This is a genomic window from Eubacterium ramulus ATCC 29099, assembly GCF_000469345.1.
GTDB classification, from domain to species: Bacteria; Bacillota; Clostridia; order Lachnospirales; family Lachnospiraceae; genus Eubacterium_I; species Eubacterium_I ramulus.
On sequence record NZ_KI271082.1, the window covers coordinates 1 to 24,986 of the forward strand.

The 24,986-nt window shown below is 41.8% G+C and carries 19 protein-coding genes and 1 riboswitch; of the genes, 8 read left to right on the top strand and 11 right to left on the bottom strand.

Annotated elements, in window-relative coordinates; genetic code table 11:
- The first annotated feature begins 442 nt into the window (after positions 1-442).
- Positions 443-1,942, top strand: coding sequence for a sigma-54 interaction domain-containing protein (locus HMPREF0373_RS01370; protein WP_021737752.1), 1,500 nt, complete (start codon positions 443-445; stop codon positions 1,940-1,942).
- Positions 1,943-2,083: 141 nt separating this feature from the next.
- Positions 2,084-3,691, top strand: a complete 1,608-nt coding sequence (locus tag HMPREF0373_RS01375) for an AAA family ATPase (RefSeq protein ID WP_044962548.1) — start codon at positions 2,084-2,086, stop codon at positions 3,689-3,691.
- Between the two features lie 171 nt (positions 3,692-3,862).
- On the opposite strand, the gene HMPREF0373_RS01380 is transcribed toward HMPREF0373_RS01375, so the two are convergent.
- Positions 3,863-5,275: an alanine/glycine:cation symporter family protein gene (locus HMPREF0373_RS01380; protein ID WP_021737754.1), complete on the bottom strand. Its 1,413-nt coding sequence runs from the start codon at positions 5,273-5,275 to the stop codon at positions 3,863-3,865.
- A 76-nt stretch (positions 5,276-5,351) separates the two neighbouring features.
- Positions 5,352-5,495, bottom strand: a riboswitch (glycine riboswitch).
- A gap of 283 nt (positions 5,496-5,778) precedes the next feature.
- Here HMPREF0373_RS01380 and HMPREF0373_RS01385 point away from each other — a divergent pair.
- Both HMPREF0373_RS01385 and HMPREF0373_RS01390 read left to right on the top strand, forming a co-directional pair.
- The gene (locus tag HMPREF0373_RS01385; RefSeq protein WP_021737755.1) at positions 5,779-6,807 is read left to right on the top strand and encodes an aldo/keto reductase; all 1,029 of its coding nucleotides are present in this window, start codon (positions 5,779-5,781) and stop codon (positions 6,805-6,807) included.
- A gap of 281 nt (positions 6,808-7,088) precedes the next feature.
- Complete coding sequence (locus HMPREF0373_RS01390) at positions 7,089-8,465, top strand: alanine/glycine:cation symporter family protein (protein ID WP_154301493.1); 1,377 nt, start codon at positions 7,089-7,091, stop codon at positions 8,463-8,465.
- Between the two features lie 293 nt (positions 8,466-8,758).
- On the opposite strand, the gene HMPREF0373_RS01395 is transcribed toward HMPREF0373_RS01390, so the two are convergent.
- From HMPREF0373_RS01395 to HMPREF0373_RS01410, 4 genes are read right to left on the bottom strand one after another with little or no spacing between them, the layout of a single operon-like run.
- Positions 8,759-10,105, bottom strand: a complete 1,347-nt coding sequence (locus tag HMPREF0373_RS01395) for an LVIVD repeat-containing protein (RefSeq protein WP_044962555.1) — start codon at positions 10,103-10,105, stop codon at positions 8,759-8,761.
- Positions 10,106-10,128: 23 nt separating this feature from the next.
- Complete coding sequence (locus tag HMPREF0373_RS01400; protein WP_021737758.1) at positions 10,129-11,424, bottom strand: MFS transporter; 1,296 nt, start codon at positions 11,422-11,424, stop codon at positions 10,129-10,131.
- Positions 11,425-11,446: 22 nt separating this feature from the next.
- A complete protein-coding gene (locus HMPREF0373_RS01405) occupies positions 11,447-12,205 on the bottom strand; it encodes an SDR family NAD(P)-dependent oxidoreductase (protein ID WP_021737759.1) in 759 nt (252 codons plus the stop codon).
- A 17-nt stretch (positions 12,206-12,222) separates the two neighbouring features.
- Positions 12,223-12,723 (bottom strand): VOC family protein, encoded by a 501-nt coding sequence (locus tag HMPREF0373_RS01410; RefSeq protein WP_044962549.1) that lies wholly within the window; start codon positions 12,721-12,723, stop codon positions 12,223-12,225.
- Positions 12,724-12,827: 104 nt separating this feature from the next.
- Here HMPREF0373_RS01410 and HMPREF0373_RS01415 point away from each other — a divergent pair, with 104 nt between their 5' ends.
- The gene (locus HMPREF0373_RS01415) at positions 12,828-13,784 is read left to right on the top strand and encodes a LysR family transcriptional regulator (RefSeq protein ID WP_081695169.1); all 957 of its coding nucleotides are present in this window, start codon (positions 12,828-12,830) and stop codon (positions 13,782-13,784) included.
- 181 nt (positions 13,785-13,965) lie between these two features.
- Here HMPREF0373_RS01415 and HMPREF0373_RS01420 read toward each other — a convergent pair whose 3' ends face one another.
- Together HMPREF0373_RS01420 and HMPREF0373_RS01425 are read right to left on the bottom strand one after the other, a co-directional pair.
- A complete protein-coding gene (locus HMPREF0373_RS01420; protein ID WP_021737762.1) occupies positions 13,966-15,555 on the bottom strand; it encodes a DEAD/DEAH box helicase in 1,590 nt (529 codons plus the stop codon).
- Positions 15,556-15,858: 303 nt separating this feature from the next.
- Positions 15,859-17,211 (bottom strand): MATE family efflux transporter, encoded by a 1,353-nt coding sequence (locus tag HMPREF0373_RS01425; RefSeq protein WP_044962556.1) that lies wholly within the window; start codon positions 17,209-17,211, stop codon positions 15,859-15,861.
- 319 nt (positions 17,212-17,530) lie between these two features.
- On the opposite strand from HMPREF0373_RS01425, the gene HMPREF0373_RS01430 reads away from it, so the two are divergent.
- From HMPREF0373_RS01430 to HMPREF0373_RS01440, 3 genes are all read left to right on the top strand, one after another.
- Complete coding sequence (locus HMPREF0373_RS01430) at positions 17,531-18,256, top strand: hypothetical protein (protein ID WP_021737764.1); 726 nt, start codon at positions 17,531-17,533, stop codon at positions 18,254-18,256.
- Positions 18,257-18,371: 115 nt separating this feature from the next.
- On the top strand, positions 18,372-19,277 hold the full coding sequence (locus HMPREF0373_RS01435; protein WP_021737765.1) for a PocR ligand-binding domain-containing protein: 906 nt from the start codon (positions 18,372-18,374) through the stop codon (positions 19,275-19,277).
- Positions 19,278-19,446: 169 nt separating this feature from the next.
- Entirely contained in the window at positions 19,447-20,118 is a 672-nt protein-coding gene (locus HMPREF0373_RS01440; protein ID WP_081695170.1) for a helix-turn-helix domain-containing protein, read from the top strand.
- A 608-nt stretch (positions 20,119-20,726) separates the two neighbouring features.
- Here HMPREF0373_RS01440 and atpC read toward each other — a convergent pair.
- Genes atpC through atpA form a run of 4 tightly spaced genes read right to left on the bottom strand, consistent with a single transcriptional unit; the run spans position 20,727 to position 24,951 of the window.
- On the bottom strand, positions 20,727-21,140 hold the full coding sequence (gene atpC, locus HMPREF0373_RS01445; RefSeq protein ID WP_021737767.1) for an ATP synthase F1 subunit epsilon: 414 nt from the start codon (positions 21,138-21,140) through the stop codon (positions 20,727-20,729).
- Between the two features lie 12 nt (positions 21,141-21,152).
- On the bottom strand, positions 21,153-22,544 hold the full coding sequence (gene atpD, locus HMPREF0373_RS01450) for a F0F1 ATP synthase subunit beta (RefSeq protein ID WP_021737768.1): 1,392 nt from the start codon (positions 22,542-22,544) through the stop codon (positions 21,153-21,155).
- Positions 22,545-22,559: 15 nt separating this feature from the next.
- Positions 22,560-23,441, bottom strand: a complete 882-nt coding sequence (atpG, locus tag HMPREF0373_RS01455) for an ATP synthase F1 subunit gamma (protein WP_021737769.1) — start codon at positions 23,439-23,441, stop codon at positions 22,560-22,562.
- A 10-nt stretch (positions 23,442-23,451) separates the two neighbouring features.
- Positions 23,452-24,951 (bottom strand): F0F1 ATP synthase subunit alpha, encoded by a 1,500-nt coding sequence (gene atpA, locus HMPREF0373_RS01460; protein WP_021737770.1) that lies wholly within the window; start codon positions 24,949-24,951, stop codon positions 23,452-23,454.
- Between the last annotated feature and the right edge of the window lie 35 nt (positions 24,952-24,986).

The following is a 24,986-nucleotide window of genomic DNA, read 5'->3' on the forward strand; positions in this document are numbered from 1 at the left end:
TCGTGTTTCTTACTTAATCCGAAATCCATTTTTTACTTTTCCTCCATAGTTATTATAGTTTCGTGATCGTCTCTTAGAATTACGTCCTGCATTCATGCGGAGCTTTATCATAGTACCCAAACCCCCATTTGAGCTTAAAAAAAGCCCGATGAATCGCTTAGGTTTCCAAGAGGTTACCTAATACATTGCAATAATCGTGCCAACTTTTAAAAGCCTTGATTTATGCGGTTTACGCAAAAACACTGTTTATTTTTTAACACAATCAGCGTTTATACATGTTTAATTTTCCTACACTTTTCTACATTTTATTTGCTTTTTCCACACATATGTGTCATACTGATTCTGAAAAACATGTCATGCATTGCATGACTTGCATCTCACAGCAAGAATGCCAATGCATTCTTGAATTTAACCTTTCTCACTACCCAAAAGAGGATTTTAAATGAAACTTTCAAGATTATTATTAGACGCATTGGAAACTTTTCCAAATTTTATCATTATAGATAAAAATGCAACCATTGTTTATCTGAATGAATCCTATGCCAGTCTCCTTGGTATTCCGCGGGAACAGGCCATCGGACAGCCTGTCACCGATGTGATTCCCAAAACCCGCATGGTTGAAGTATTGAAATCCGGCAAACCGGACATCGGACACCTGATGACTCTTTATGACCATTCCCAGAAGAAAAATGTGACAGTTGCCTGCAATCGCATGCCGATTTTTCAAAATGGCCAGGTCATTGGTGCTGCTGCCGTAACAATCATGCAGGATGTCCTTCCCACAGTCACACAACTGAATCGTGAACTTTCTGCTGTCCGCAAAGAAAATGAATTCTACCGGCACGAATTAAACATGCTGCAGAATCATTTTGACAGCCTGAACCGCATCATCGGTCACTCTCCTGCTTTGCTTGAGATCAAACAGACCATTTCGGATTATGCTGCATCAGATCTGCCAATCCTGATCACAGGAGAAACCGGTGTCGGCAAGGAATTATTTGCAAAAGCCATTCACGAAATGAGTCCGCGCAAATTCCATCCTTATATAAAAATCAACTGTGCCGCTATTCCTACCGAACTGCTGGAATCAGAATTATTCGGATACGAACCGGGTGCTTTTTCCGGTGCATCCAAAAACGGAAAACCCGGTAAATTCGAGTTAGCCAACCACGGTACGATCCTGTTGGATGAAATCGGTGAAATGCCACAGACACTCCAGAGCAAATTGCTGCGCGTCCTTCAGGAACAGGAGTTTGAACGAATCGGCGGTATCAATACGATCAAGGTCAATGTAAGAATCATCTGCTGTACAAACCAGGATCTGCAACAGCTGATACAGACAAAACATTTTCGCAGCGACCTTTATTATCGTATCAACACCGTAGAATTAAAAATCCCGCCACTCCGAAACCGAAAAAAAGATATTGCTGAACTGACCGATTATTTTATTCAAAAATATAATGCCGAACATGATACACACGTCATTTCCATTGACACGGATGTTCTGCAACTCTTCCAGACTTACGACTGGCCGGGAAATGTCCGGGAACTGGAGCACATTGTAGAACGCCTGTGCACCATCAACAACAACCGTACCATTACGATGAAAAGCTGCGGTTTCTTAAAAGAGCTGGTTCAGCAGTCTGTTCATGCAAATGCAGATGTTCCCTCATCCATTGCTTCAGATCAGTCCAGCTCACACGCCTTGTGGAATGCAAACCCTGCTGATTCTGCTGCGCAGCACGATTCCACTGCTTCTGCCCCGACAACCGGTGAAGTATCCTGGAAGGATCTGTCCCGTAAAATCCAGAACACAGAAAAAGAGGCTATCATCCAGGCACTGCTGCAGACAAACGGAAACAAGGCAAAGGCCGCACGGCTGCTGAATATTGACCGGTCATCACTGTACTATAAATTAAAAAAATACAATATTACGGAATAAAACTACTTCAAAACCATATTTATATGGTATCATGTAAATGAAATCTATGTGTTATTCATATATGTTTGATGTAGATGTAACATATATTTGCGTTTAATGTTAACGCATAAGTATGTTTGTTTTTACTGGAAGGAGGCTCCCATGGGCGTCTATTTAAACAGCACATCACCTTTTTATTTATACAAAAGTGAAACGAAAAAGACATATTTTATAGACAAAAGTCTGCTTCTGGAGCAATTATTTCCATTGGTAAAAACCGGGAATTCCCATATCTGTATTACCAGACCCCGCAGATTCGGAAAAACCATTATGGCAAATATGATAGGTACATTTTTCGGAAAAGGATGTTCCGCCGATACCATTTTCAATGGCTCTAAAATTGCTGCCAATACAGAATATAACGCACATATAAATCAGTATAATACCATTTTCATTGATTTCAGTGAGATGCCGGAAGACTGTAACAACTATCAGCAGTACATTCACCGTATCCGTAAAAATCTAAAAGACGATTTATGTATTGCATATGCCAATTTAAATCTGGATTCTCAGGATGCTGTCTGGGATCTGCTGCGCAAAATTTTTGAACGTACCGGAGAACGTTTTATTTTTGTTTTGGATGAATGGGATTGTATTTTCCATAAAGCGTTTATTACCGACACAGACAAGCAACAGTATATTTCTTTTCTGAGCAATCTGTTAAAAGACCGCCCTTATGTTTTGCTTTCCTATATGACAGGTATTCTACCGATAGCAAAATACTCCAGCGGTTCTGAATTGAACATGTTTCTGGAATATACAATGGCTTCTGAAGAACGTTTTTCTGCGGATTTTGGTTTTACAGAAACGGAAACGGATCTTTTATATAACCGATATATTAATTGTACCGAAAATCCACAGATCACCCGGGAGGGCTTGCGTTTCTGGTATGATGGATATCAGACAAAATCCGGTGAAAAACTGTACAATCCACGATCTGTTGTCGCTGCCCTTTCCAATAATAATCTTGGAAATTACTGGACAAGTTCGGGACCATATGACGAAATTTATTATTACATTGAAAATAATATTGATGATGTGCGCACCGATCTGGCACTTATGGTTTCCGGTGAAAAAGTTCCCGCAAAAATACGGGAATATGCTGCCACATCCATGAATCTCTCAACCCGTGATGAGATTTTTTCTGCCATGGTTGTTTATGGATTTTTAAGTTATGCAGACGGACAGATCTGTATTCCAAACAAAGAATTGATGGATAAATTTGATGATATGCTGATGAAAGAATCCTCTTTCGGTTATGTGTATCGACTGGCAAAAGAATCTGCCCGGATGTTATCCGCGACATTATCCGGAGACACCGACACGATGACTTCTATTTTGGAATATGCACATAACACGGAAAGTCCACTGCTGGCTTATAACCATGAAACAGAACTGACTGCTGTTATAAATCTAATTTACCTCGCTGCCAGGGACAAATATCGGGTAGAACGCGAAGACAAAGCCGGTATCGGATATGTAGATTTTATCTTTTATCCTTACAATCCAAAAGATACCTGTCTGATCCTTGAATTGAAAGTAGATCATTCTGCAGATGATGCTATTCAGCAGATCATTGACCGCAAATATGCACTCCGGTTTTTGGGGAAAACTGCTGAAAAGCAGAAATACACCGGCGATATATTGGCAGTTGGAATTGGCTATGATAAAGAAACAAAAAAGCACGAGTGTAAAGTTATGAAATTGTAAATTCCGTATATTGATAAAGAAAATGTGGTATTTTTCCTAAGCGGACGATTGTTAGCCGCGAAAGTAAAATACCACATTTTCGTGTAAAGCGGACATTCGCAATCCGCTTTCGCTACTTGCTCATGAACGCAGTCGCTTTGCTTATTCTGCGTTCATATATTAAAGTAATTTTTATGACACTTTTCCAATACGTTTCAGATAAATCTTTGTCTCACTGACAACCACACCACTCAGTGCCACCAGTGCGATCAGGTTCGGGATCGCCATCAGTCCATTAAAGATATCCGCAATGGTCCATACAGCAGAAACTGTCATGTACGGTCCGATAAATACTGCCAAAATGTATAACCAACGATAACCTTTGACTACTTTCTGATTTCCATTGGATAAATACTCCAGACATTTTTCACTGTAATAATCCCATCCGAGAATCGTCGTAAATGCAAAGAACACCAGACAGATCATCAGAATAAAAGATGAAAGCTGTTCCGGGAACGGTAATGTCATCTGGAATGCTTTTGTAGTAACTGCCACACCTTCCAGACCGATATTCCATGTACCTGCAATTACGATAGAAAGACCAGTCATTGTACAGATTACGATTGTATCGATGAATGTTCCCAGCATAGAAATCAGACCCTGCTGTCCCGGAGAATCGGTCAGTGCTGCTGCTGCTGCGATCGGTGCACTACCAAGACCTGCCTCATTGGAGAAAATACCACGGGCAATACCTTTCTGCATTGCCATCAATACAGCTCCCAGTGCTCCACCTGCTGCTGCCCGCAGACCAAACGCACTCTCAATAATTGTCCTGAACGCTCCCGGAATCTCTCCGAGATGTGTCAACAGAATGATTAATACAACAACTACATATGCAACTGCCATAAACGGCACAACAACCTGTGAAACACTGGAAATACGTTTGATGCCACCGATAACTACCAGTGCGACACAGATAGATAACAATACACCTGCGATTACAACTGTCCAGGAATAATTCATTCCAAACATATGCACAGTCCATGTTTTATCCGGATCAAAAAATGTCTGTACGGCATTTGTGATACCATTGATCTGTGTAAATGTTCCGATACCAAACAAACCTACACAGACACCGAAAAACGCAAAAATCTTTGCCAGCCATCTCCACTTTGGTCCCATACCTTTTTCAATGTAGTAGAACGGGCCACCCACAATATGACCATCCTCTGCAACGGTACGATATTTCACTGCCAGCAGACACTCCGCATATTTGGTAGCCATACCTACAAATGCAGCTACCCACATCCAAAATAACGCACCCGGACCTCCGGCTACCAGCGCGGTTGCAACACCGACGATATTACCGGTACCGATGGTTGCGGACAATGCAGTACATAATGCTGCGAAACTGGATACTTCTCCGCTGTCACCACTTTTTTCATTTACAAAAAGTTCCTTGATTGCACGTGGCAGAAGCCGGATCTGCAGACCTTTGACTCTTATGGTCAAAAATACACCGACTGCCAGAATGAGGACGATCAGGGGAACGCCCCATACAAAACCGTCGATTGATGTAAGAATTTGATTAAATAATTTTGCCATTTTCTTCTCTCCCTTTTTATATAAAAAATAAGGCTGATAAACTATCAGCCTCTAAAGAGTAGAACATGCATATATTGTGGTATGCTCTGTCCTTTTGCCTGAGAGATAAGCGGTTATAACCTGAAAGGAGCGATCCATACGATACGCACAGATCATCCGATCACTTAACCGCGACACCTTCGGCGCTTCGCATATGCGAAGACTCTCCAGAGTGAACTTGTCTGCGATGCCAAAAATATGCATCTGATTGCAACAACAAATCCGTATAAGAGCATATCACAGGTTTTTGCAATATGCAAGCTTTTTTCTTTATACAACGTACATTTGTCTTTGCTTGATGAGCATTCGATACATCTTATGCTTTTCAGATCTTATAAACAGGTTCGACTTGAACTTGCATCATGCTTCCTGTCAGTATACAATATCTGTAACTGATAATATCTTCTGAATAAAATAATAAAAAATTTCAGAATAAAAAATAGTTATTTATGAGGTGAAACATTATGAAACAAATTACATTAGGATCCACCGGCATCCAGACACCACAAAATGCCTTTGGTGCATTACCAATCCAGCGTGTATCCACGGAAGAAGCAGTCAAAATCCTGCATCGTGCTTACGAAGGTGGCATGACATTTTTTGACACTGCCCGTGCCTACAGCGACAGCGAAGAAAAAATGGGAGAAGCGTTCGGACACATGCGCAATAAAATTTATATTGCCACCAAAACAGCCGCAACGACTCCGGATGAATTCTGGCGTCAGTTAGAAACATCCCTGCACTTACTTCGGACAGACTATCTGGATCTGTACCAGTTCCACTGTGTCAACCAGTGTTACCGCCCGGAAGACGGAACAGGAATGTATGAATGTATGCTGAAAGCAAAAGAACAAGGGATGATCCGCCACATCGGTGTCACTGCACACAAGATCGGTATCGCAGAAGAATGTGTCGCTTCCGGTCTGTACGAAACCATGCAGTTCCCGTTCAGCTATCTTTCCTCTGTACAGGAACTTCATCTGGTAGAAGCCTGTTCCAGACAGAACATGGGATTTATTGCCATGAAAGGACTGGCTGGAGGGCTGATCCACAACTCCAAAGCTGCCATGGCTTACATGACACAGTTTGATAATGTTCTGCCAATCTGGGGAATCCAGAAAATATCCGAACTGGAAGAATGGCTCTCTTATATGGAAAATACCCCTTCCATGGATGAAGAAATTTCTGCTTATATCGAAAAAGAAAAACTGGAACTGACCGGTGATTTCTGCCGTGGCTGCGGTTACTGTATGCCATGTCCTGCTGGCATTATGATCAATCAGTGTGCCCGCATGTCCCTCATGCTGCGCCGCGCACCGAGTGCCGGCTGGCTGACTCCGCAGATGCAGGAAGAAATGAAAAAAATTGAGAACTGTCTGGAATGTGGCCAGTGCATAAAAAAATGTCCATATGAACTGAATACCCCGGAACTTCTGAAGAAGAATTATGAGGATTACAAAAAAGTCCTTGCCGGAGAAGTATCTGTAAATTAGGAAATGAGATTCCGAATGTAAACCGCATTCGGAATCTCGTTTTTTATCTCCGGCAGGATTGCAGAGACATTCTTGAATTTGCGAATGGCACGAGTAAACTATAGCATATAGTTTTTTGCTTTAAAGTTTCGCGCTTTAAAGTGTTGATGTTTTCAGAGATATATGCTATACTTGCCTTTATCATTTACTAATTACAGATATGAAACAAAATCTGAACAGCTGATTTTCCGATGAAATACAAAACCGATTCATTATTTATCTGTAAAACTAAGGGGGACATTATGACAACAATTATTGAACTTGTGTACAACTTTTTATGGGGTGATCTGGTCACTCTTCCATTGCCCGGAGGCGGAACATTAGGTCTTCCGCTTCTCGTTATTTTACTGATTCCAACCGGAATCTACTTTACCATTCGGACAAAATTTCTGCCGATCCGCCTTTTTCCGGATATGGTTCGTGCCTTAAATGAAAAAAAAGACAAACACGGCGGTCTGTCTTCATTTCAGACACTGATCGTCTCCACGGCTACCCGCGTCGGCATGGGTAATCTGGTAGGTGTTGTGGCAGCTATCTCAGCCGGAGGTGCCGGTGCTGTATTCTGGATGTGGATCACCGCACTGCTTGGTTCTTCTACTGCTTTTATTGAAGGTACCCTGGCACAACTCCACAAAGAAAAAGATCCGCTCTATGGTGGATACCATGGCGGACCTGCTTATTATATGCATCATTTTTTTGCAAAAAGAAAAGACGGTACTTATCGCAAATACTCCGTACTTGCTGTACTTTTTGCAATTTCCGGCCTTATCTGCTGGTGCGGCATCAGTCAGGTGATCAGCAATTCTGTTACCTCTGCCTTTGAAAATGCATTTTCCATCCCGCCACTGGCAACGACCATCATCCTTGTTGTTCTTGCTGCAATTATTGTACTTCGGAAAAATGCAACCGTAAAGGTTTTGGACATCATGGTTCCGATCATGGCATGTGCATACTTTATTTTTACTGTCATTATCATTCTTACACATCTCGGACAGATGCCGGACGTTTTTGCACGTATTTTCCAGGAAGCATTTGGTTTCCGCCAGGTTGCAGCCGGCGGTTTCGGTGCTGTATTAATGAATGGTGTAAAACGAGGACTGTTTTCCAATGAAGCCGGTTCCGGTTCTGCACCATGTGCGGCAGCTGCTGCCAAAAGCGATGACGCTGTTAAAATTGGTCTGGTACAGTCACTGGGCGTATTTATTGATACCATTGTGATTTGTACTTGTACTGCAATGATCCTGCTTCTCGTACCACAGGAACTCACCAACGGACTTGTCGGCATGGATCTGCTGCAGTCTGCTATGCAGTACCACCTTGGAACATTTGGAACGATTTTTATCGCAGCTACCCTGGCAATGTTCAGTTTTTCCACCTTCATCGGAATTCTGTTCTATGCCCGCTCTAACGTAGCCTACCTGTTCGGAAATAAGTGGTGTTACCAGACTGCCTACAAAATCGTGGCTCTTGTAATGCTCTTCATCGGAGGACTTGCAGCCTACACCACAGTATGGGATCTCGGTGACGTAGGTGTTGGCCTTATGACCATCTTCAACCTGATCGCACTCTACCCGATGGGAGGACAGGCACTGAACGCCCTTCGGGACGCCGAAAAATAATAAATGGCTGTTGTACTTTTATTTTAAACGAAAGGTGTCGTATTTTGTCTCCCCCGCTAACAATCGCTTGGGAAGAAAAAATACGACACCTTTCGCTATTTACATATCATATGTTGTACAACAAACAATCGTTCATTCTGCGTGATACAGCCCACAAGGTCTATCTGCGGCTGCTCATTAACTGACATTAAAAAAAGAGTGAGAATTTCATCAAAGCGAACGTCTTAGTTCGCGTGATGCAATTCTCACTCTTTTTTTATTCGCAGCCTACATGCAGCCGCTTCATCGCCACCTTAATGCAGCCCTTCTTCCCCGGTATACCGCAAAATATATAATCCGTCCTGTTGTGTTGAAATATATATATTTTCTCTGTCATCTACCAGAACATCTTCTGTAATTGCGATTGGCGATCCCGGCATCAGATTGTGTTCTTTATTGTCAAACAACATTTTCTCTGGATCCGGCGGTAGAAAATATGCCACTTCTTTTGGTACAAACGGATCTGACACATCGAAAATACGCAATCCAGCATGAAAATAACAGCACAGCACTTTCTGATCCAGTTTCTGATATACATCTACCCCAAATGCATCAAATAAATTATGCGGTCCAAATGGAACTCTTACACTATCTACAAAATTGAAATTCGTTCCATGTGTGTATCCTTCCGGAACTTCCGGATATGGAAATACCGCAATCACACGGGGTTGTTTCACCACACCTGTTTCAACCATCAGGATCGTATTCATTGCCTGATATTCTACTTTTTTTCCAAATCCATTTTCCTTGATACCATCAAAGTAGCGGCTTCTTTCCCCTTCTGTCGACACGATTGCAAAAGGACGGTCTCCCAGAGGATAAGCGGTATGAACCGGTGCACCACCCGCATCTCCGCCAAATACAGGATTTATTGGCAATTTGCTGATCATTTTCGGATTACTTTTATCATGGACATCCACCATTACAAAACCAACATTTGAATATGCAAGATACGCAATATCATCTTTTACGGTTACCGCATGAACAAATGGATGAAACAGATGATCCCCGAATTTTACATCATCCGCGTCTTTTTCAATCTGTTCCGGTACATAAAAGTGGCCTGCCTCCACCGGATTGGTCGGATCCTGTAAATCAATAATTCGCAAAAAGAAACTTGCAAATCCTTCATCGCATCCGGTAATGTATGCATACCGTCCGCCACTGTAAAAAGATCTGTGTACGCCCTGCCCTCCCGGACATTCAAATTTCCCCAGATATTTTGGTGTTTCCGGATCTGTTTTCACATCCCAGATCATAATTCCACCCCAGCTCGGACAGTTTTCCTCACATCCCATCAGGAAACTTGCCTGACTTCCATGCGCAGTAATCATCAATCCATCTGCCACCTGAATTTTCATGGTAGCCTGTCCATCCTTAATATCATAAAACCAGGGGCCTTCGATCCATTTCACATTCCTTGGATTTTCCGGATCTGTAACTTCTACAATATTCCAACCATTATGTGCAAAGGATGCCGTATATAAATAATACCTGTCATCAACTTTTTGCATTGCCATCTGGAATGCCGGCTTCCCGTTTAAATCATCAAATCCGATCTGCCTGATGTTCTTCATCAATGGTTCTTTTCTTAAAATCACAAATATGTCCTCCTCCCTCAGGATCATTCTGTCTCTCTCAAAATATCATGACCTAAAAATTTATCATAATCAATCTGACTTACAAAAATCATAGAAATTACACAGGCAATGATCAAACCGATATAAGCTCCTGCATATTTCTGTCCGAAAATATCATTTACATATTTTGTAAAGAATCCTACAAATGCAAATGCCATGGTACGAATCACACTGAAAATCGGATAAATAATACCGTATGCAGCATCAAAATCCCGTCGTCCGAAAATTCTTGTGGTCATAGACACCAAGAAGTTTGCAGTACCGCCAAGATCTCCACCGATCATAACAATAGATATCCAGAGTGTGATCGTATTATTTGGAATCAGATTCATAACAACGGAAATAATAAACCAGATCAGCATAACAAATGACGCTTTTTTTGTTCCGATTTTTGTATCCAACCAGCCCCAGGCAATACTCAGTACAATACCGCATAAGGAAGCAACGGAAAACATGACCGTAGCCATTCCGGCTGTATACCCTTTGTCCACTGTGATCCTTGGTACCAGCTGACTGATCACACCCGTATTCGCCAACATCATGAAACCATATGCGCATGCGATGCACCATACGACTTTATTTTTAAGTAATTTTTTTGCAGTCCATGGACTTACATAATTTTCACTCTCTTCTTTTAAAGCCTTCTTTGCTTCTTCTGTCATCGGCATATTATCCGGAAGCATTCCGGCTTCCTCCGGTGTATTTTTAATAGAGAACATACCAATGATGCCTAAAACGATTGTCATAATACCGGTAATTGCGATACCATTCTGAAAACCGAAGGTAGCGATCAGCCAGTTTAACAGATACAGGAATGTAGCTGATGCCAGTGGCATAAACGCAGTCACATATCCCATAACGATTCCACGTTTTCTCGGGAACCATTTTGCAATGACCGGACCGGTTGCCTGAAAACTGTATACATACGCAAAACCACAGGCAAAACAAATCGTAACCAGATACATTGCCATAGAAGATGAATATCCATATAAAATGAATGCTGCACCAGCGATAATACAGGATAAAACAATCACAAATTTTGCACCTTTTTTCGTAATTAACCGCGCTGTCAGAAATGCAATTATCATTCCAACCAGACCGGCAATGGTAGAAAACGAAAGCAGCGTAGAATAGTCCCATCCCTTTAACTCACAAAAACCCGGTACCATAACATTCAGACCATCAGCCGACGTACCCGTCATCATATAGTACAGCAGGCCACAGAAAATAATCGTCCACCAGCCCTTAATCCCAAAACTGTGTTTTTCTTTTTTCTTCATATCAGATTTCCTCCCTTATCTGTCAGAAATGACTTCCCCCATTTGCGGTAATTCGCTGTCCGTTGATCCATTCTGCCTTTGGTGAACACAACAATACAACCGCCTGTGCCACATCCTTCGGTAATCCAACTTTCTTTAACGGAGTGCCCTCTTTTACCTCCTGAATAAATTCCGGAGATAAAACATCTTTTGCCATATGCGTCAGAGTAACTCCAGGAGCCACACTGTTTACAGTAATTCCTCTCACACCATATTCCAGCGCTGCATCATGCGCCAGCATCTCTACCGCAGCTTTTGTCGGTGAATATACAGAATGTCCATCTACCGGATATGGTACCGAACTGGATGAGATCAATACAATCCGACCATTATCATTCATGCGAAGACCACATTCCTTTACGCAGAAATAAGTACCCTTAAAGTTTACTCCGCAGACACGGTCAAAATCGGCCTCTGAATGCTCGAAAATTGGTTTTCTCGGAATATTTGCCCCTGCATTTGCAATAAAAATATCCAATTTTCCTAATTCTTTTTCACAATAATCAAACAGTCTTTCAATTTCAGCGACTTTGGAAATATCTACATGCAAACCCTCTATCCGGACCTGATATTCCTCTGCTTTCTGACGCAGTTCTTTCATTGCCAGAACCGCTTCCTCTTCTGCCTCAAAATACGCTGCCAGAACGGAAGCTCCTTCCTGCATTAATTCTTCCGTGATACCTCTTCCGATTCCCCGTATTCCACCTGTTACAATTGCAATTTTTCCTTCAAGTTCTCTCATGTATCGTATCTCCCCTCTTATTTTTCCGGATACTGTTCTTCCGGTGGTAATGGATGAAAATCATCCGGTCTGTCATTCAGTTCTATAAAGCATCCCAATTGCTTACACAGATTATAATATGCAAATTCCTGCCCCATAGGATCTTTTCCGCCCTGCGCATGTTCGATTCCTTTTCTCTCAAGCATTTCTTTAGCAACATTAAACGTTCCGTGCGGTGTCACAAAAGCAATGTGATGTATTCCCGGACCATGCTCTCTCAAAAATTCTGCATAAATACTCCGGTCATCTTTCGGTGCGATCAATTCAATTTCAATATTCGGATACATATTACATAATGCAATGTCCATAGCATATGGAACATTTTTTCCGTGAACTGACATTGATGTCATATTTTCTTCTGTAAAATGAAGAAATCCCCAGGGACCGATACCATACTCGTCATTCCAGATTTTTGCAGTTTCCATCACATCTTCTACAACCATACTGATCTGTCCCAGCTGCTTAAATACCGATGCCATTTTTACTTCCCTCCTCTTATAATTCCTGTTATATTTGATAAATTTATTATAAAAATTTATGCATTTTTTGTCCAATTCTTATAATTGCATCATTTCATAGCCAAATGGCTATAAAAAGGTTATATACATTACGCTATAAAGCTGTTACACTAATTTTAAGAAGGAGGTCTCTATCCATGAACACATTACAGATGCAATGCTTTTTATCCATTGCCGAGAACAGATCATTTTCCAGAACCGCCAGAGAACTGTATGTCTCACAACCTACTTTAACGAAACATATCCAGCATCTGGAAAATGAATTACAGGTTTTACTCTTTGACCGCTCCAAACATCCCATTGAACTTACCGGTTACGGAGAATTATACTATCAGGCATTTTCTGACTTTTTCGGAGAGCTGAAACGCATCCGTCAGATTTCACTGAAACATAATGACTCTTTTAAAGGCACTTTAAATATCGGTATTTTATCCGGTTGGAAGCTTCCTGCCATTGTCCAGCAAACCCTTACCGCATTTTGTGAAATATATCCGGATATTCAGCTTACATTTGAAAACCACAATATAAAACGGATTTTATCTCTCCTACACAAAGAAAAACTGGATGCCTGTTTTATCATGAAAGATTTTATTCCGGAATCTGAAGACACCAACTATTTACCTTTATTTGATGTACCCAAATATTTAATATATTCACCAAAACTATTTCCATCAGAAAAACAAGATATCACAGTTGCAGACATGAAAAATGAAGTCTTTTTTTCTTTATATGAAGATGACACAGACTATACCAGACCTCTGATTCAAAAATACTGCCAGCAATATAACTTTACCCCAATTACCAGAAGTCTCCCGAACATTGAATCCGTTATATCAAACATTGAATTTGGAAAAGGCATCGCCATACTGGATGGATTGACAACTTTAACGACAGCCGAAAAAATCGAAAAACTCACACTGTCTCCGCCACATACCCTTTGCCTTGCATGGCAGAAAACACCAAAATCCTCCTTATTACCTTTACTGGCCCAGGAATTTCAACTTACTTTTGCCAAGGAATAAATTTCATTCGAACGGGCGTCTTAACTCGAAGGATGTGGCTCATAGGGTTCTTCCTTGCGGCTGCTCAAAAACTGACATTGAAAAAAGAGTGAGAATTTCATCTGAACGGGCGTCTTAGCCCGAAGGATGCAATTCTCACTCTTTTTTTACTCATAGCCTACATGCAGCCGCTCAAAAAACCCTATTTCGCATTGGCCGGCTCCACATTAATGCTCTTTCCTTTGATCTTAGCATTTTTCATTGCTTTCAATACAGCTGCGCCATACTCTCTCGGAACTTCCACAAATGTATAGCTGTCAAACATATCAATAGCTCCTACCAGATCACCCGGCATTCCGGATTCTCCGGCAACGGCTCCAAGGATATCTCCCGGACGCACGCGCTGCTTTTTACCAATATTGATAAAGAGACGAACCATACCATCTTCTGCACCGGTATCAGAGAAATCGAAATTATCCTGTTTTACGCCTTCACGCTCTGCTTTTCCAAGTGCCTGATATAAAAAGGCTGCTGCCAGATCCATTGCTGTATAATCACCGTTATTGATCTGAGATTCGATCATATTTACCATCTTGGTCAGATCTTCATTTTCGATGATCTGGTCTAACTGATCCATGATTTTTTCGCATTTGGCTTCCTCTACGTCACGCATGGACGGAATCGGCTGTGCATAGATCTTGGTCTTGCAATAACGCATGATCTCTTTTAACTTGTAAACTTCTTTTCCTTTTACAAAAGAAAATGCTCTACCCGTTCTGCCTGCACGGCCGGTACGACCGATACGATGAACATAATACTCGTCATCCTGCGGCAGATCGTAGTTAAACACTGCCTCAACGTCATCCACGTCGATACCACGGGCAGCGACATCCGTTGCCACCAGAATCTCTGTCTTGCCATTACGGAAGTTTCTCATAACACGGTCACGCTGCTGCTGTTTCATATCACCATGCAGTCCTTCTGCAAAATAACCGCGGTTCTGAAGCTCGTTTGCCAGCTCATCTACCATATGTTTTGTATTACAGAATACAAGGGAAAGCTTCGGATCATAAACATCCAGAAGTCTTGTTAAAATATCCAGTTTATCTTTTCTTCTGACATCATAGTAATACTGCTCAATATTTTTCACCGTCAGTTCTTTTTTTACAACTTTGATGGTCAGTGCATCTTTCTGATACTGTTTTGTGATCTCCATGATCTCTTTCGGCATCGTTGCGGAAAAAAGAACGGTCTGGCGATCTTCCGGAAGATATTTTAACACTTCTTCGATATCCTCACGGAATCCCATATTCAGCATTTCATCTGCTTCATCCAGAATGATCGTATGGATGAAATCACAGCGGATGGTTTTTCTTCTTAAATGGTCCATCACACGGCCCGGAGTACCAACGATAATCTGTACGCCGCCTTTTAAAGAACGGATCTGTTTTCCGATCTCCTGTCCGCCGTAGATTGGAAGAATTTTAATACCATGCATGTATTTTGCCAGGTTGTGTAACTCATTGGATACCTGGATTGCAAGCTCACGGGTCGGGCATAAGATCAGTGCCTGTGTCTTCTTCAGCTTCGGATCCACTTTGTGAAGCAGCGGAATACCGAAGGATGCCGTTTTTCCTGTTCCTGTCTGCGCCTGTCCGATGACATCTCTGCCACTCATAACAGCCGGAATGGACTGTGCCTGGATTGGGGTTGCCTCCTCAAATCCCATTTCTTTGATGGCCCGCAGAATCTGCGGATTTAAATCTAAATCTTCAAATAAAACTGTACTCATATAGTTCCTTTCCAAATAAAAAGTTGTTATTCAGAGTTTTCTATATTTATCTTATTTATAGCAACTCTATACGGATCTGCTTTTTTAAGTATTCCAAAAATTTTATAAAATACGTTTCAATATATGCTCTGAATAAATTTGCAGAAAAAAAGTGTGCTTTGCACACTGAATTCAATGATAACAAAGCACACTTTAAAAGTCAATGCAGAGATTTCTACAAAACATGTATTTACTCTTTTATGAGCGAATTATTCCTATGTAATTACACTTTTATGAGGGAATTATTACCATGTAGTTACACTTTTATGAGGGAATCGTCGGTTCGATCTTCTTTTTCCAAACTCCGCTCAGATATCGCAAACCGCCCAGACCTGCTGCACACCACCAGGTGATCGGAGATACCCACCAGAGTCCCCAATATCCCCACAGACAGGAAAACAAAAATGCAAAACCAATACGGGTAATGACCTCACTGATGCCCATCCAGATCGTGATTTTTACGTCTCCCACTGCACGAAGCATGTTATGAAACAGATTTAATGTTCCGACACCGATCAAAAACGGTGCAAAGATATGCATATACTCCACACCATAACCAATCGCTTCCTGACTTTCAGTAAACATCCGCATGATCACTGGTGCCAGCAGGAAGATCAATGGTGATACAACCGCATATCCAATGGCATTCAACAAAAACGTAGTGCGAAATCCGGCTTTGATCCGCTCGATGTTCTTCGCCCCCGTATTTTGCCCGGTAAAGGTTCCCAGTGCCGTTCCGAGAGCATCGCCCACCTGCATCCCAAGCCCTTCCACTTTGATACACACACCATACGCTACAACCAATGTCGTTCCATATGTATTTACCACTGCCTGTAATGTCATGTCTGAAATAGAAATAATACTCATCTGCAATGCAGCCGGCAGACCATACACCAGCATTTGTTTTCCGATATAAGTATCCAGTTTCAGTTTATCTCTGCGGATCCGCAGCATCGGCAAAATCTTCCATGCATAAAGCAGGCAGGCCACGCCGGATATAACCTGCGCCAGTACGGTTGCAAACGCAGCACCGCCAACTCCCATAGGAATCACAGCCACAAATAAAATATCAAATACAATATTCAACAAACTGGAGATACCAAGAAAAATCAGCGGAACTACCGAATTACCCAGAGACCGCAATACCGCAGAAATCCAGTTGTACAGCATTGTTCCGACAGAACCGGCACAAATGATCCGCAAGTACAAAACAGCCGCATCCAGCACCTCTGCCGGAGTCTGCAGCACGATCAGCAACGGCCTTGTCATAAGCAATCCGATCACCGTCACAAGTATCGTCATGCCTAGTGCAATAAAAATAGAGGAAAAGAATGTCTTTACTACTTTATCCTCTTCCTTTGCGCCATAATATTGTGACATAACAACCGTTACACCCGTCGTCAGACCGATGATCAACGAAAATACCAGATACATACCGACGCCTGCCACACTGACCGCTGCCAGCGCATTATCCCCTAAAAAATGCCCTACAATATATGAATCTGCAAAATTGTAGATTCTCTGAAAAACCAGCCCCAGCAACACAGGCATCGCAAATCTCAAAATCTGCGGTGCGATACGTCCGGAAGTCATATCCACCATTACTTCTTTTTTCATACTCATTTCTTCCCCTTTCGCTTCTTGTTTTTCTATACTTCCGCATCGAATGAACGTCAAATCAAATGCACATGAAACCAAATCTATGTTTTCGCTCAACTCTTTCATGGCACTTCTTAACTATGTTTGTATTGTATCTCATACCATTTTGAAAAAATAGTCATTTTCTTCCCCAAAACTGTAAAATCGTATCAAAAACAGTATCTTTTTCACATGATATAAAAGGAACAAATGGTTTGGGGAAAACATTGATTTATTATTAATTTTTAAGTATAATATCTCTATTATTACTAATTTATAGAGATATAGGTGTTAATTAATGAAATTATTAATTGAAAAATCCGATTTAGAACTGTTGCTTGAAAAAAAACGAGATTTGATTGGTAATAAAGTTACTATAGATACTATTATTGCAGGAATTTCTTTTTTATTATCTGTTTTTACAGCAAGTTATAGCGATATATTTGGGATTTCAGGAACGGTATTGAAAACAGTATTTTGCCTGATTGGAATTGGATATACAGTCAAAATTATTTATGATTTGTTTCAGGCAAACAGGCATCCTTACAATCATGAATTACTCTTAAATGATATAGAAAATTTAGATAAAATACAGCATGATCACTCTCTGGTTATAATTTATAATAGAGATATGGTTGGAACTAAACGATTTTTAGTTTATGACGATGAACGTTGGGACTGCAAATTATTTTTGAACTACAAAACACAGGCACGAAATAATGAAGCTGCATTGCTCGAAAAAGTTTCGGCTGATTTGCAGATTGATAAAAGTCAAATACATTGCAGATATATTACTTCACGGATTCAGGAAAAGTATTCTGTCAGCCATAAAGAAAATCGGGTATATAATCATAGATTATACGAAATCTGTATTGATAATTTATCAGAGATTTCTCAAAAAAATGATTTTCTCAAAAATGGGAAACATTTTTATTGGATGACCTTGGGTGAAATGGCGAAAGATGACAACATTGCAAAAAAGAATTTAGATGTTATTGATTTTGTAAAAGAAGTGTTTGGATAAAATTTGGTTAATACCATGTTAAAGTAACGGAAGGAAGCTGCAAAAGCTTCCTTCTTTCACATTATGATACAACACCATTAATACAAAACCAGAGAAAAAATAAAAGGAAACCGCTATGAAACTAAACTATAATGAAAAAGAACTGCATCAACTTCTACAGGACTTCCACGACTTAACAAAGCTGACACTGACCCTCTACGATCCCGAAGGAGAATGGATTCTCAGTTATCCGACAAAAGAAAACTGTTTCTGCCATTATATCAAAACTTCCCCGGAAGGAGCCGCCCTCTGTGACGCTTCCGACCGTGCTTCCTTTGAAGCAGCAAAAGCATCCGGCGAATGTGTCATTTACAAATGTCATGCCGGTTTGATCGAAGCCACCGCCCCCATCGTCAGCGACGGATTTACCATCGGCTACCTCATGATGGGGCAGGTTGCAAATGCAACCTCCCCGGAGCAGTTACAGCCACTAATTGAACATGCATTACATAAATATCACCTGAGTAACACAGAAACCAATATTGCTAACTCAACCTCACCCGATACAAACGAAGCAAACAAATTCGTCGAATATGACAATTGGAAACAATATGCTAATGCAATCCCTTGCATCTCCGACACACAGATTCACGCCGCCGCAAGCATCATGGAAGCATGTATTTCTTCCATCCTGTACAAAAAATTGATTTCTATCGAAAAACAACAGTTTGAACAAAACATCAACACTTACATTCTAAATCACCTGACCGAAGATCTATCCGTAGACCGCCTCTGCGAACACCTGCATTTAAGCCGCCGCAAGATCTACGAATACTCGGAAGAATTTTTACATTGCAGCATCGCCAAATACATAAAAAAAATGCGCCTGCAGCATGCGCAGACACTATTAACCAAAACAAATTTACCAATTTCTACCATTTCCGAACAATGCGGATTTTCCGACTACAACTATTTCTGTCGGGTTTTCAAGCAGGAAAATGGCATGTCCGCACGAAGCTATCGCACAGCACAACAGACATAATTTTTCTGTGATACTATATTTTCATTTACAAAACACACACTTTATATAACACATTATATGGTAGACACACATAATGTATTTACCATTTGTAGCAACTCTCGCTTTGTGTCGTGGTGATTTCACACACTTTTTGTTATCGTTTTTCCTGAAAGGAGGCAAAGGCAACAACATGGATCAGAAAAAGATCGGTCTTTTTTTAAAAGAACTCAGAAAAGAAAAAGAACTTACGCAAAGTCAGCTTGCAGAACAGCTCAACGTATCTGACCGAACCGTATCCCGCTGGGAAACCGGAACGAATTTACCAGATCTGTCTGTACTGGTTGAACTTGCAGATTTTTATGATGTTGATATCCGTGAAATCATTGACGGAGAAAGGAAAAGCGAGAATATGAATGTAGAAATGAAAGATACTTTAATGAAAGCGGCACAATACGCCACAGAAGACAAACATATGCAGATGAAAAAACTGACCGGATACATCTTGTCAGCATTTGGATGTTTTCTGATTTTGTCCGGATTTACCGTATTTCCAAGTGAAAGCGGCTGGGCAGCAAAATTTGCCATCCTGGGAGCCATTATCGTAACCGTTGGAATCTTCCAGTTACTGAAAAAACGGAAATTACTAAAATCCATAATCATCTTTATTGCGATCCTATTTGGCATGATCTGGCTGGACTTCGCCAGCGTATGCTATATCCGACAGGCCCCACGGTTCGCCTATTCCGTAGAATACAGCGATGAAACTGTCATCTATCATGCTCCGTTTTATTCCGTATACAAATACGGCCGGGACACCTTGGGCGAATACTATCAAGTTTATATTGGATTTGATAATTTATAAAATTGATTTTCATAATTTACCAGTACAATACATATATTTAAAAGAACTCTGAAAATGCCAGTTTCCAGAGTTCTAAAGTTCATTCCGGAGAACTACACCGTCAGGCTAGTGCTGCCGTTTGTCTCTGTCTAACCATTTGCAAATATAATAACCCGCTATAGATGCCAATACAGAGATAAGAAAAGCAAGTATGTATTCCATTAGGCTCACCTCCTTCCTACTGGAAAGAGTCGACAGCAATAACATAATAGCGCGAAACTTTGTTCGATTCAACTAAAAATATTGTTCATTTAGATATTGATTTTTTCAAAGGAAAGGTTTATTATAGTGGTGAGTAAGAAAAGTATGTATTCCATTAGAATACAAAAACCCTCGAAGTGCCAGCTTCGGGGGTTTTATTTCATTCATATTATTTTTGCGTACAAACAAACGAATGTTTTAACATTACTTATGTGCACGCACGGCTGGAGCCACCGTGTAAATGGAACAAAACTGAAAATGAAATCCAAGACAAGACGATAGGGTGATTTTCGTTACCGAAGTGAGCATAGCCCGCCTCCTTCCGTGTCTGTCTGGATTTCATTTTCAGTTTGTTCTTTTCACCACACCTAGTGGCGATATTTATTTGCTTCTTTCAGACGTGCCATCGCTCTTGCCAGCGATGTGGTATTACGATAATATTCCATCCGGCTCTTATGCTGCAGTAACCGTTCTTCTGCACGCTCTTTTGCCTCTTTCGCACGACGTATATCGATTTCCTCCGGGCGTTCGATCGTATCCACCAGAATTTCCACCTGATTATCAGAAGTAACTTCTGCAAAGCCACTTCCGCAAACTGCCGGAATCATTTCACCTTTCGGTGTTCCGATACGGACCTCACCCGTCTTCAATGCAACGACACATTCCTCATGATTTGTCAGGATCTGAACTTCCCCGTCAATTGCAGGTAATACAACAGATGCTGCCTCGTCATCATAAAAGATCTTATCATATGCAATAATTTTTAAATGAAATGTACTCATAGTCACACCTCACTAATGATTGCCGTTCTTTGCTTTTTCAATGACATCGTCAATGGTTCCCACATTGAAAAATGCCCATTCCGGATACTCATCCATCTCACCGTCAATAATTTTTTTGAAACCTTTGACGGTCTCTTCCAACGGTACATATTTACCTGGAATTCCGGTAAATGTCTCAGCCACATGGAACGGCTGTGACAGGAAACGTTGGATTTTTCTTGCACGGTATACCGTTGTCTTATCCTCTTCGGAAAGTTCTTCCATACCAAGGATAGCAATGATATCCTGCAGTTCTTTGTAACTTTGCAGGATTTCCTGTACACGACGTGCAACCTCATAATGCTCTTCACCGACGATATCCGGCTCCAGAATACGTGAATTCGACTCCAGCGGATCAACGGCCGGATAAATACCTTGTTCAACAATCTTTCTGGAAAGTACCGTTGTTGCATCCAGATGCGCGAATGTGGTTGCCGGAGCCGGGTCAGTTAAGTCATCCGCCGGTACATAAATTGCCTGTACCGAGGTAACGGAACCTTCTTTTGTGGAAGCGATACGCTCCTGCAATTCACCGACTTCATTTGCCAGAGTCGGCTGATAACCTACAGCAGATGGCATACGTCCAAGCAATGCGGAAACCTCTGAACCAGCCTGTACATAACGGAAAATGTTATCGATAAATAACAGTACATCCTGGTGTTCTTTGTCACGGAAATACTCTGCCATAGTCAGACCGGTCTCAGCTACACGCATACGAGCTCCTGGTGGCTCATTCATCTGTCCGAACACTAAGGCTGTTTTTTCCAAAACGCCGGATTCTTTCATCTCTGTCCACAGATCATTACCCTCACGGGAACGCTCTCCGACACCGGTGAAAATAGAATATCCACCGTGCTCTGTTGCAATATTACGGATCAGCTCCTGGATCAGAACGGTTTTACCGACACCTGCACCACCGAACAGACCGATCTTACCACCTTTGGAGTATGGAGCCAGAAGGTCAATAACTTTGATACCCGTCTCCAGAACTTCGACAACCGGACTCTGCTCTTCAAAGGATGGCGGTTCTCTGTGGATACACCAGTTTTCTTTTGACTCTACCGGTTTTCCATCATCGATCGCCTCACCCAGAACATTGAACAGTCGTCCCAGCGTTGCTTTTCCTACCGGAACTGTGATACCTGCGCCGGTTGCTGTTACTTCCATATCACGATGAAGCCCTTCACTGGAAGCAAGCATGATACATCTTACGGTATCATTTCCAATATGCTGTGCCACTTCCATGACACATGTTTTTCCATTATTATCAACTTCGAGTGCATCTTTGATGCATGGAAGGTTATGGTCGGAAAACTCTACGTCTACAACAGGCCCCATGACCTGAACGATTTTTCCTTTATTCATATCGCTTCACCTCTCTTACTTTTTCTTACTCTTCTGTGCCTTGGCACCTGCAATGACCTCAGTGATTTCCTGGGTGATCGCTGCCTGACGCACACGGTTGTATTCAATTTCCAGATCATGCAGCATCTGCTTTGCACTATCGGTAGCGGTCTGCATCGCCATCATTCTGGAATTATGTTCACTGGCATAAGATTCTACCAGCGCACCATATACAAAACCACACACAACATTTGGAATCAGGCTGTTCAGCACCGATTCCACAGAAGGATGAAAGGTCATTCTCTCACTGTATCCTTTCAGATTTTTGTGTGTATATTCTTCTCTCTGCAACGGAAGCAATTGAAACATATCCGCTTCCATCTTGAATGCATTGATCATTTTGGTATAGATGATATAAACCTCATCCAGTTCCTCACGTATATATTCATCAATCAGTTGAAGACCAATGTGACGCGCCCTGTAAAGGGTCGGATTCTGCACGGTATAACTGAATTCTCCGTCAATATTTACATCTTTTTTCATGAAATACTGCCGGCCTAACTCACCGACCACAAACAGTTTGTTCTGTCCGCCCTTTTCCAGCTGTTCCGATGCAAGCTTCAGAACATTGTGGTTGTAAGCTCCTGCCAGACCCTTGTCGGCAGTGATCACAAGGTAACCGCGCTTTTTCCGGTCATCCGGGATATCTCTTCCGAAAAAAATATTGTTTGTGTCCGGAACGGACTTCATAAAACGCGCGACTGCATTCTGCTGCGCAAAGAAAAACGGCTCCGTATCTGCCAGACTTTTCTTTGCCTTCTGCATCTTTGACGAAGAAATCATATACATGGCACTGGTGATTTTCATCGTATCTTTGATACTCTGCATTCTGCTCTGTATCTCTCTAGCACTTGCCATGATAGACCTCCTATTTTACATACTCCCTGGCGGCAGCGAGGATCTTTTCTCCAAGTTCATCGGACAGAGCTTTTGTCTCATTCAGCTCAGCGATGATCTCAGGATGTGCATTTTTGAAATATTCCAGCATACCCTTCTGGGTCTCTTTGATTTTTTTAACTTCCACATTCAGAAAAATCTTGTGTGTAGCGGTCCACAGTGTAATAACCTGCTCTGCCATATCCAACGGCTGGCAAAGCGGCTGTTTTAACAGTTCCATCAGGCCTTTTCCGTACTGTAACTGCTCTTTGGTATCATCATCCAGGTCAGAACTGAACTGGGTAAATACTTCCATCTCACGATACTGCGCCAGATCGATACGGATACTTCCTGCTGCCTTTTTCATCGCTTTTGTCTGTGCGGCACCACCGACACGGGATACAGACAGACCTACGTTTACCGCCGGTCTCATACCGGAGAAGAATAAGTTACTCTCCAGGAAGATCTGACCGTCTGTGATGGAAATTACGTTGGTCGGAATATATGCAGATACATCGCCGGCCTGTGTCTCGATAATTGGCAGGGCTGTGATGGAACCGCCACCCAGTTTGTCACTCAGACGACTGGAACGCTCCAGCAGTCTGGAATGCAGGTAAAAAACATCACCCGGATAAGCCTCACGTCCCGGAGAACGCTCCAGCAACAGGGACAATGCACGATAAGCTACCGCATGTTTTGACAAATCATCATAAACGATAAGCACGTCTTTTCCCTGATACATAAAATACTCTGCCATGGCAGTTCCCGCATACGGTGCAATATATTGCAGCGGAGCCGGATCACTGGCTGTTGCTGCTACAATGATGGAATAATCCATTGCGCCGTGCTTTTTCAATGTGGATACAATTTTTGCAATTGTTGATGCTTTCTGTCCAATTGCGACATAAATACAGATGACATCTTTTCCCTTCTGGTTGATCATTGCATCCGTTGCAATGGATGTCTTACCTGTCTGACGATCACCGATGATCAGCTCTCTCTGTCCACGTCCGATCGGGAACATAGAATCAATGGAAAGAATTCCTGTCTCCATTGGTACGCTGACCGATTTACGATCCACGATGCCCGGTGCTTCATTTTCAATCGGCCGGTAATCATCTTCTTCAATATCGCCCTCTCCATCAATTGGAGCACCCAGGGCATTGATGATTCTTCCGACAAATTTATCTCCAACCGGAATTCCGGCTTTCTTTTTGGTTCTTGTTACTTTGGTTCCTTCCTTGATCCCTGTATCACGGCCAAACAGAATGACACCGATCTCATTTCTTCTGACATCCTGTACCATACCTTTTACGCCGTTCTCAAAGACAACGATCTCACCATACATGGCCTGGTCAATTCCATAGACAGTGGCAATTCCGTCACCAACCCAGATGACATGACCAATTTCCCGATCCTTCGCCTCAAAATCGTAATTTTCGATTTCTTCTTTCAGGATGGAAATAATATCCTGTGAACTGATAGCGCTCATTGTCCTATCACCTCTTTCTTTTACCTTTTACTTCT

Excerpts from the sequence above, each read along its gene's own strand:
- HMPREF0373_RS01425 (WP_044962556.1), bottom strand. The coding sequence starts at position 17,211 with ATGAAAAAAGAAGTAATGGTGGATATGACTTCCGGACGTATCGCACCG.
- HMPREF0373_RS01385 (WP_021737755.1), top strand. The coding sequence starts at position 5,779 with ATGAAACAAATTACATTAGGATCCACCGGCATCCAGACACCACAAAAT.
- HMPREF0373_RS01420 (WP_021737762.1), bottom strand. The coding sequence starts at position 15,555 with ATGAGTACAGTTTTATTTGAAGATTTAGATTTAAATCCGCAGATTCTG.
- atpA (WP_021737770.1), bottom strand. The coding sequence starts at position 24,951 with ATGAGCGCTATCAGTTCACAGGATATTATTTCCATCCTGAAAGAAGAA.
- HMPREF0373_RS01390 (WP_154301493.1), top strand. The coding sequence starts at position 7,089 with ATGACAACAATTATTGAACTTGTGTACAACTTTTTATGGGGTGATCTG.
- atpD (WP_021737768.1), bottom strand. The coding sequence starts at position 22,544 with ATGAATAAAGGAAAAATCGTTCAGGTCATGGGGCCTGTTGTAGACGTA.
- HMPREF0373_RS01380 (WP_021737754.1), bottom strand. The coding sequence starts at position 5,275 with ATGGCAAAATTATTTAATCAAATTCTTACATCAATCGACGGTTTTGTA.
- HMPREF0373_RS01410 (WP_044962549.1), bottom strand. The coding sequence starts at position 12,723 with ATGGCATCGGTATTTAAGCAGCTGGGACAGATCAGTATGGTTGTAGAA.
- HMPREF0373_RS01400 (WP_021737758.1), bottom strand. The coding sequence starts at position 11,424 with ATGAAGAAAAAAGAAAAACACAGTTTTGGGATTAAGGGCTGGTGGACG.
- HMPREF0373_RS01415 (WP_081695169.1), top strand. The coding sequence starts at position 12,828 with ATGGCTATAAAAAGGTTATATACATTACGCTATAAAGCTGTTACACTA.
- HMPREF0373_RS01375 (WP_044962548.1), top strand. The coding sequence starts at position 2,084 with ATGGGCGTCTATTTAAACAGCACATCACCTTTTTATTTATACAAAAGT.
- HMPREF0373_RS01430 (WP_021737764.1), top strand. The coding sequence starts at position 17,531 with ATGAAATTATTAATTGAAAAATCCGATTTAGAACTGTTGCTTGAAAAA.
- atpG (WP_021737769.1), bottom strand. The coding sequence starts at position 23,441 with ATGGCAAGTGCTAGAGAGATACAGAGCAGAATGCAGAGTATCAAAGAT.
- HMPREF0373_RS01440 (WP_081695170.1), top strand. The coding sequence starts at position 19,447 with ATGGATCAGAAAAAGATCGGTCTTTTTTTAAAAGAACTCAGAAAAGAA.
- HMPREF0373_RS01405 (WP_021737759.1), bottom strand. The coding sequence starts at position 12,205 with ATGAGAGAACTTGAAGGAAAAATTGCAATTGTAACAGGTGGAATACGG.
- HMPREF0373_RS01370 (WP_021737752.1), top strand. The coding sequence starts at position 443 with ATGAAACTTTCAAGATTATTATTAGACGCATTGGAAACTTTTCCAAAT.
- HMPREF0373_RS01435 (WP_021737765.1), top strand. The coding sequence starts at position 18,372 with ATGAAACTAAACTATAATGAAAAAGAACTGCATCAACTTCTACAGGAC.
- atpC (WP_021737767.1), bottom strand. The coding sequence starts at position 21,140 with ATGAGTACATTTCATTTAAAAATTATTGCATATGATAAGATCTTTTAT.